Raw genomic sequence first — 6,387 nt, forward strand, 5'->3', positions numbered from 1 at the left:
CACCCGGACGTGCGGGGCAGGCGCATCCTGCTGGTGGACGACATCTGCACCACCGGCACCACGCTGGCCCGCGCCGTGGACTGCCTGTTGCGGGCCGGTGCCGAGGCCGTGGACTGCGTCGTGGCGGCGCGCACCCCCGCCCATCCCGATCGGCGCGGATAGCGCCGCCCACTCCGGCTGGCGCGGTAGCCGCCGGGTGTCTTGCTCCAGTCTTTCCTTACCTCCCGTCCCATCCATGAAGCCCATGCCCGCGCCCCGGCACCACCCCCGCGCAGCAACAGCAAGGAGCATGCAATGCAAGCGACAGTCAGAAACGCCATCGTCACCGGCGGCTCGCGCGGCATAGGCCGGGCCATCGCCCTGCGCCTGGCGCGGGACGGATTCTGCGTGGTGGTCAACTACGCCAGCAACGCAGCCGCCGCGCTTGAAGTGGTGGATGCCATCGGCAGGACGGGCGGACGGGCGGTGGCCGTGCCCGGCGATGTGGGCGAGGCGGGTGACGTGGAGCGTCTGTTCGCCGCCGCGCACGATGCTTTCGGCCCGGTGGGCGTGGTGGTGAACAGCGCGGGCATCATGCCCATGCTGCCCATTGCCGGGGGCGACACCGCCGCTTTCGAGAAGGTGGTGCGCACCAACCTTACCGGCACCTTCAACGTACTGTCCCAGGCGGCCAACGCGCTGACGGCGGGCGGGCGCATCATTGCCCTGTCCACCAGCGTCATCGCCAAGTCCTTTCCCGGCTACGGCCCGTACATCGCCAGCAAGGCGGGGGTGGAAGGGCTGGTGCGAGTGCTGGCCAACGAGTTGCGCGGGCGGTCCATCACCGTCAACGCCGTGGCTCCCGGTCCGGTGGCCACGGACCTGTTCCTGAACGGCAAGACCGAAGAGCAGGTCGCCGCCATAGGCAAGCTTGCTCCCCTGGAGCGGCTGGGCACGCCGGAAGAGATCGCCAGCGTGGTGTCCTTTCTGGCCGGGCCGGAAGGCGGCTGGGTCAACGCCCAGGTGGTGCGGGTGAACGGCGGGTTCGCCTGATTTCCTGACGCACCCGACCACACATCCCGAACGACAGGGCCGGGAGCGCGGCCAAACTGGTTGCACCCCCGGCCCTTGCGTGCTTTATGTGGTGACACGACATGCTTTTCCGTGTAACGAAGCATTTCATATTTTGTGCTTCGTATCCTTGCACGCATATCAACAGGAAAGGAGTGACCCATGCAGTTTCGCAGGCTTGTCGGCGCGCTGGCGCTGGTGCTTGTCACGGCGGCCCCGGCCCTTGCCCACTTCGGCATGATCATCCCCGACGCCCCGGTGGCCACCGCCGCCAAGCGCGCCACCTCCGTCACCCTGTCGTTCTCCCACCCCTTCGAGGGACACGGCATGAACATGGAGCGCCCCCAGTCCTTCGGCGTGGTGCGCGTGGACGGCGACAAGACCGAGCGTACCGACCTGCTGGCCTCGCTGAAGGAAACCAAGGTCATGGGCAAGGCCGCCTGGAAAACCGATTTCACCTTCCCCAAGCCCGGCGTGTACATGTTCACCATGGAACCCAAGCTGTACTGGGAGCCGGAAGAAGACTGCTACATCCAGCACCTGACCAAGGTGGTGGTGCCCGCCTTCGGTAACGAGGACGGCTGGGAAACCCCGGCGGGGCTGAAGTTCGAGATCATTCCCCTTACCCGCCCCTTCGGCAACTACGCGGGCGGCGTGTTCACCGGCGTGGCCATGCTGGACGGCAAGCCCGCCCCCGGCGTGGATGTGGAAGTGGAATACTACAATGCCCAGGGCAAGTACGCCGCCCCCACCGAGTTCCACGTGACCCAGGTGGTCAAGACCGACGCCAACGGCGTGTTCACCGTGGCCTGCCCGCTGGCCGGCTGGTGGGGCTTTGCCGCGCTGACCACCGCGCCCGAACAGGTCAAGGGGCCCGACGGCAACCTGAAGAACGTGGAAATCGGCGCGGTGCTCTGGACCCGCTTCGACGCCTTCAAGCCCGCCAAATAGTGTGTGGCTGGCTCGCCAGCCGACTGCGCGCCGCACTGTCCGCCCGGTTCCGGCTTGTGCCGGGGCCGGGCGTTGACGCATCCGCAGATTGGCGCAACCGCGCGGCAAAGAGGCATTACGTAGTCCATGCAGTGGGTAGGGCGCGTGATTGGTTGCCGCATGACGACTTGCATTCCACGGGCGAAGCCTTATGATTGCCAGAACGCCACCGGCGCGGCCTTCACGGCACACCGGACCCGGCGTCAGAACCGGTCCGGAGGCCTTCCATGCGCGTGCTCATCGTCGAGGACGACTTCACCAGCCGCAAGTACCTGCAAACCATCCTGTCACCTTACGGAGCCTGCGACATCGCCGTCAGTGGTGTCGAGGCTGTGGAGGCCTTCGCGGCGGCGCTGAACGCGCAACAGCCGTACGACCTGGTCTGTCTGGACATCATGTTGCCCGAGATGGACGGACAGGAGGCCCTGCGGCGCATCCGCGCCCTGGAGCGCGAGCGCGGGGTGGCACCGGCGGACGAGGTGCCCGTGGTCATGACCACGGCCCTCGACGACCCGCGCAACGTGGTGGAGGCCTATTACAAGGGCGGGGCCACGTCGTACGTGCCCAAACCCATCGACCGCCAGCTGTTTGTGCAGATGCTGAAGGGGCTTGGCGTCATCCGCTAGGATTTCTCCGGGATTTTTCCCGCATCTGCCCGGCGCTCCCGGCCCTCAGCCGCAGCGCCGCCCCCGTCGCATGCCGCCGTTTCGATGGTGGACCGACGCCGCACCGACACCCCCGTCGTTGCACCGGCCCGATACCTTGCGGGCCGCAACTGATGCGGTATGCCGGTGGGCACAGCCCGCCTGTCTACCCCGACTCCGACCAACCGCACGCAACCATCGGGAGTACCCATGACCCGTACCCGGATTATTGCCTGTTGCCTGGCCGTGGCCGTGGCCTTTTGCCTTGGCATGACCGACCTTGCCGACGCCAAGCGCCTCGGCGGGGGCAAGTCGTTCGGCGGCAGCCCCAGTTACCAGCGCAGCTTTACCCCCAGCCAGCCTTCGCCTTCCTCGCCCGCAGGGCCCAACCTTAACCGGCAGCAGCAGACCCAGCAGCCCGGTCCCGCCACGCCGCAGCAGGCCCCGCGCTCCCGCTTCGGCGGGTTCGGCGGCATCCTGGGAGGCATGCTTGCGGGCAGTCTGATAGGCTCGTTGCTGTTCGGCGGCGGCTTCGGCGGCGTGGGCATGATGGACATGCTGCTGCTGGCGCTGGTGGCCTTCATGGCGCTGAAGTTCTTTGCCGCCCGTCGCGGCAGCACTCCGGCCTCTGCCTCTGCCTCTGGTCAGCCCGGCGGCATGCGCCGCGAGGCCGACTACGGCGCCCAGGCTGGCTCCAGTGTCGGGTGGGATGCCCTGCGCAATGCCCCGGCAGCCTCCGCCGATGCGCAGCCCGCGTCGCCCGGCATTCCCGAGGGCTTTGACACGGAGGACTTCCTGCGCGGGGCCAAGCTGGCCTACAACCGTCTGCAGGCCTCGTGGGACCGGCGCGACCTGGACGACATCGCCCAGTTCACCACCCCCGGGATACTCAAGGAAATCACCCAGCAGGCCCAGGACGATCCCGGCCCCTCGCGTACCGAGGTGCTGTACTGCAACGCCAGCGTGCTGTCCGTCACCGAAGAGAAGGGCCGCACCGTGGCCACCGTGTTCTTTGACGTGCTGATGCGCGAGGATGCCCAGGCAGATGCGCCCGGCCAGGTGCGCGAGGTGTGGCACTTCGTGCGCACCGGCACCGATATGTGGCGGCTGGACGGCATCCAGCAGGTGGAAATGTAGGACGGCCTGCTGTCCGGCGGAGGGTATGCCGCCGGGCGTCGGGTACGTCGCATGACATTTAAGGGGCGGTTTCCCGTGGGTTCGCCACAGGAAACCGCCCCATTCCGTTTGTTCCGTACCGTCCTGTGTCATCCGCGCGTTGCGTCCGCCGTATCGGACGGTTACCGGACGCCGACCGCGTTTACCCTGCCGCCAGCCGCCGCAGTTCGTCCAGCACCGCCTGGGCATGCCCGTCCACCTTTACCGGCGACCACACCGCCCGCACCGTGCCGTTCGGCCCGATGAGAAAGGTGGACCGCACGATGCCGGTCACCGCCTTGCCGTATAGCATCTTGGTGCCGAAGGCGCCGTAAGCCTTGGCCACCGCCCGGTCCGGGTCGCTCAGCAGGGGCACGCCCAGGTCCTGCTTCAGCGTGAAGTTGCCGATGGCTTTCGGTGAATCGGGGCTTACCCCCACCACTGCCGCGCCCGCCGCCGCAAAGTCGGGCAGCATGCAGGTGAAGTCGCGCGCCTCGCGGGTGCAGCCGGGGGTGCTGGCCTTGGGATAGAAGTAGAGCACCAGCCATGTTCCGGCAAAGTCGGCCAGGGCGCGCAGCGCGCCGGATGCGTCCGCCAGCCGGAAGTCGGGGGCCGCCTTGCCCCTCAGCGAGGCGGCGGTGATCAGTTCGCTCATGGATGCGCTCCGTGGTCTGGTGTTCGTGTTCGTGGGGGATGCGAGGGGTGTTGAGCCCCCCGGCGTTTCGGGAGTATCCGCGCCCCGGCATCGGCAGTTTGCCGGTGCCTTTCCGTGGCGGGGCCTTGCCGCAGGTGCATTCTGGTGTGCCCGGAAGTTGCTCCCGGTCGTGATGCCGCCCGGAATGCGCTCCGTGACATCGGGGCGCGTTCCGGGCGGCTGTTGGTTCGTTGCTATTGTTTCTGGCCCGGCAACAGGCCCTTGATGGCCCCGCCGATGCCCTTCACCGCCTCGCCGCCCTTTTCCACCGGTGCCTGGATGACGCCGGCCCCGCCCTCCAGGGTGTTCATCAGCATCTTGGCAGGATCCACCCCGTAGCTGGGCGAATCCAGCGCGCCGCTGATCTTGATGGGGATCTTGGGCAGGCCGGTGACATCGAGCGTGGCGGCGTAATCCACCACGTTGCGGCCAAGGTCGGCCGTGCCCGCGCCCGTGGCGCCGATGCCCGGCGAGACGAACTTGAGGTCCTTGTTGCTGACCACGCCCTTGTCGGCGCGGATGGACGCGGTGAGGCTGTCGAACTTCTGGCCCGAAGCCCCGGCCCGCTTGGATTCCGCGCCCTTTATGCCTTCAGGGATGATCTGGAAGCCGTGGATGGTGCCCTGGGTCATGGCCAGCGAGGCCGTACCGGCCAGGGTGTGCTTTGCGGCATTCCAGTCGTCGCCGGTGGCGGTGAGGTCGGTCTTCACGTCGGTACGGGCGGAGACATGCCGCTTGCCCAGCGCGGCCTGTTGCAGTTCGCCCACCTCCACCCCCTTCACGGTGGTGACGATGCGCGACCTGGTCGCCTCGGCGCGGGTATCGGCGGTGATGTCGCCGTTAACCGCGCCGCCGCCCAGGTTCAGCTGCAGCGGGTTGATGCGCACCAGCCCCTTGTCGGCCACCAGGCGCACCAGCACGTTGGTCATGGGCACCTTGGAGGCCACCAGCCGTCCGGCCTTGAAGGTGACGTCCGCATCAATGCCGCGCAGGCTCTTCTTGGCCTCTGCGGTGCCGTTCTGCGGAGCGGTCTTGCCGTCCTTCGCGGTTGCCGGGGGGGCCGGGGCAGCGCCCTTTTCGGGTGCCTTGCCCTTATCCCCTTCCGGCGGCAGGTAGCGGTCCACGTCGATGGCGTCCAGCGCCAGTTCCGCCCGGATCACCTGCACCGCGCCCGGCACGGCGGATGCCTTGCCCTGAATGGCGGTGTCGTCAAGCTTGCCGGTGATGGACCGCACGTCCACCTTGGCGGGCGCGGCCTGCACGTCCAGCTTCAGGTCCAGCGCGTCCAGCGCCTTGGGGTCGGCGGTGCGCACCGGCATGCCCAGCGATTCCAGCGTCTTGCGCGGTGAACCGGCCAGAGTGACCAGCCCTTCGAACGATTGCGCCCCCAACGCGGCGGTGCCGTTGGCGCCGACCTTGATGGTGGGGGTGGACAGCGACAACCTGGCGATGTCCACCCGCTGCGGCACGGTGTGCACGGTCAGGTCGCCAGCCAGTTCCACCTTGCCGAGCCCGGCGGGCACCACGCCGCCCTTGGGGGTAAGGGTTACGGTCAGGCCGTCGATGCGCAGCACCGAGCCGTCCAGGTCGGACTGCACCTTGGCGGTGAGGGAAAGGTCCGCCTCGATGTCCGGCTTCTGGCCGGACATGGCCACGGCAAGCCTGATGTCGGCGGGGTCGCCGCCGGGGGCCAGGCCGTTGACGTTGACGTTCAGGTCGCGGGCGCGGAACTGCTGCCCGGTGCCCATGTCACGGAAGGACAGCGAGGCGCCCTTCACCGAAAGGGTGTCCACGGCCACGGCCAGGGGCGCGCCGCCAGGGGCCGATGGCTGCGCGGATTGGGGCGCGGGCGCC

7 protein-coding genes are annotated in these 6,387 nt (G+C 68.2%); 5 read left to right on the top strand and 2 right to left on the bottom strand.

Annotation, left to right across the window (positions count from 1 at the left end; all coding sequences use genetic code 11):
* Positions 1–9 precede the first annotated feature (9 nt).
* The 5 genes from FVW27_RS21120 to FVW27_RS05315 all read left to right on the top strand — a co-directional run bounded on the left by FVW27_RS21120 (position 10) and on the right by FVW27_RS05315 (position 3,821).
* On the top strand, positions 10–162 hold the full coding sequence (locus tag FVW27_RS21120) for a ComF family protein (protein ID WP_341806092.1): 153 nt from the start codon (positions 10–12) through the stop codon (positions 160–162).
* A 132-nt stretch (positions 163–294) separates the two neighbouring features.
* Positions 295–1,032 (top strand): SDR family oxidoreductase, encoded by a 738-nt coding sequence (locus tag FVW27_RS05300; protein ID WP_167123375.1) that lies wholly within the window; start codon positions 295–297, stop codon positions 1,030–1,032.
* A 180-nt stretch (positions 1,033–1,212) separates the two neighbouring features.
* Positions 1,213–2,001: a DUF4198 domain-containing protein gene (locus tag FVW27_RS05305; protein WP_167123376.1), complete on the top strand. Its 789-nt coding sequence runs from the start codon at positions 1,213–1,215 to the stop codon at positions 1,999–2,001.
* A 266-nt stretch (positions 2,002–2,267) separates the two neighbouring features.
* Complete coding sequence (locus FVW27_RS05310) at positions 2,268–2,666, top strand: response regulator (RefSeq protein WP_167123378.1); 399 nt, start codon at positions 2,268–2,270, stop codon at positions 2,664–2,666.
* A 228-nt stretch (positions 2,667–2,894) separates the two neighbouring features.
* Positions 2,895–3,821, top strand: coding sequence for a Tim44 domain-containing protein (locus tag FVW27_RS05315; protein ID WP_167123380.1), 927 nt, complete (start codon positions 2,895–2,897; stop codon positions 3,819–3,821).
* 181 nt (positions 3,822–4,002) lie between these two features.
* Here FVW27_RS05315 and FVW27_RS05320 read toward each other — a convergent pair whose 3' ends face one another.
* Positions 4,003–4,494 carry a peroxiredoxin gene (locus tag FVW27_RS05320; RefSeq protein WP_167123381.1) on the bottom strand — a complete coding sequence of 164 codons (492 nt, stop codon included), beginning with the start codon at positions 4,492–4,494 and terminating at the stop codon, positions 4,003–4,005.
* Between the two features lie 233 nt (positions 4,495–4,727).
* A partial coding sequence (locus FVW27_RS05325) for an AsmA family protein (RefSeq protein WP_167123382.1) occupies positions 4,728–6,387 on the bottom strand: 1,660 nt, incomplete at its 5' end.

This window comes from Nitratidesulfovibrio liaohensis, assembly GCF_011682075.1.
Taxonomy (GTDB): domain Bacteria; phylum Desulfobacterota; class Desulfovibrionia; order Desulfovibrionales; family Desulfovibrionaceae; genus Cupidesulfovibrio; species Cupidesulfovibrio liaohensis.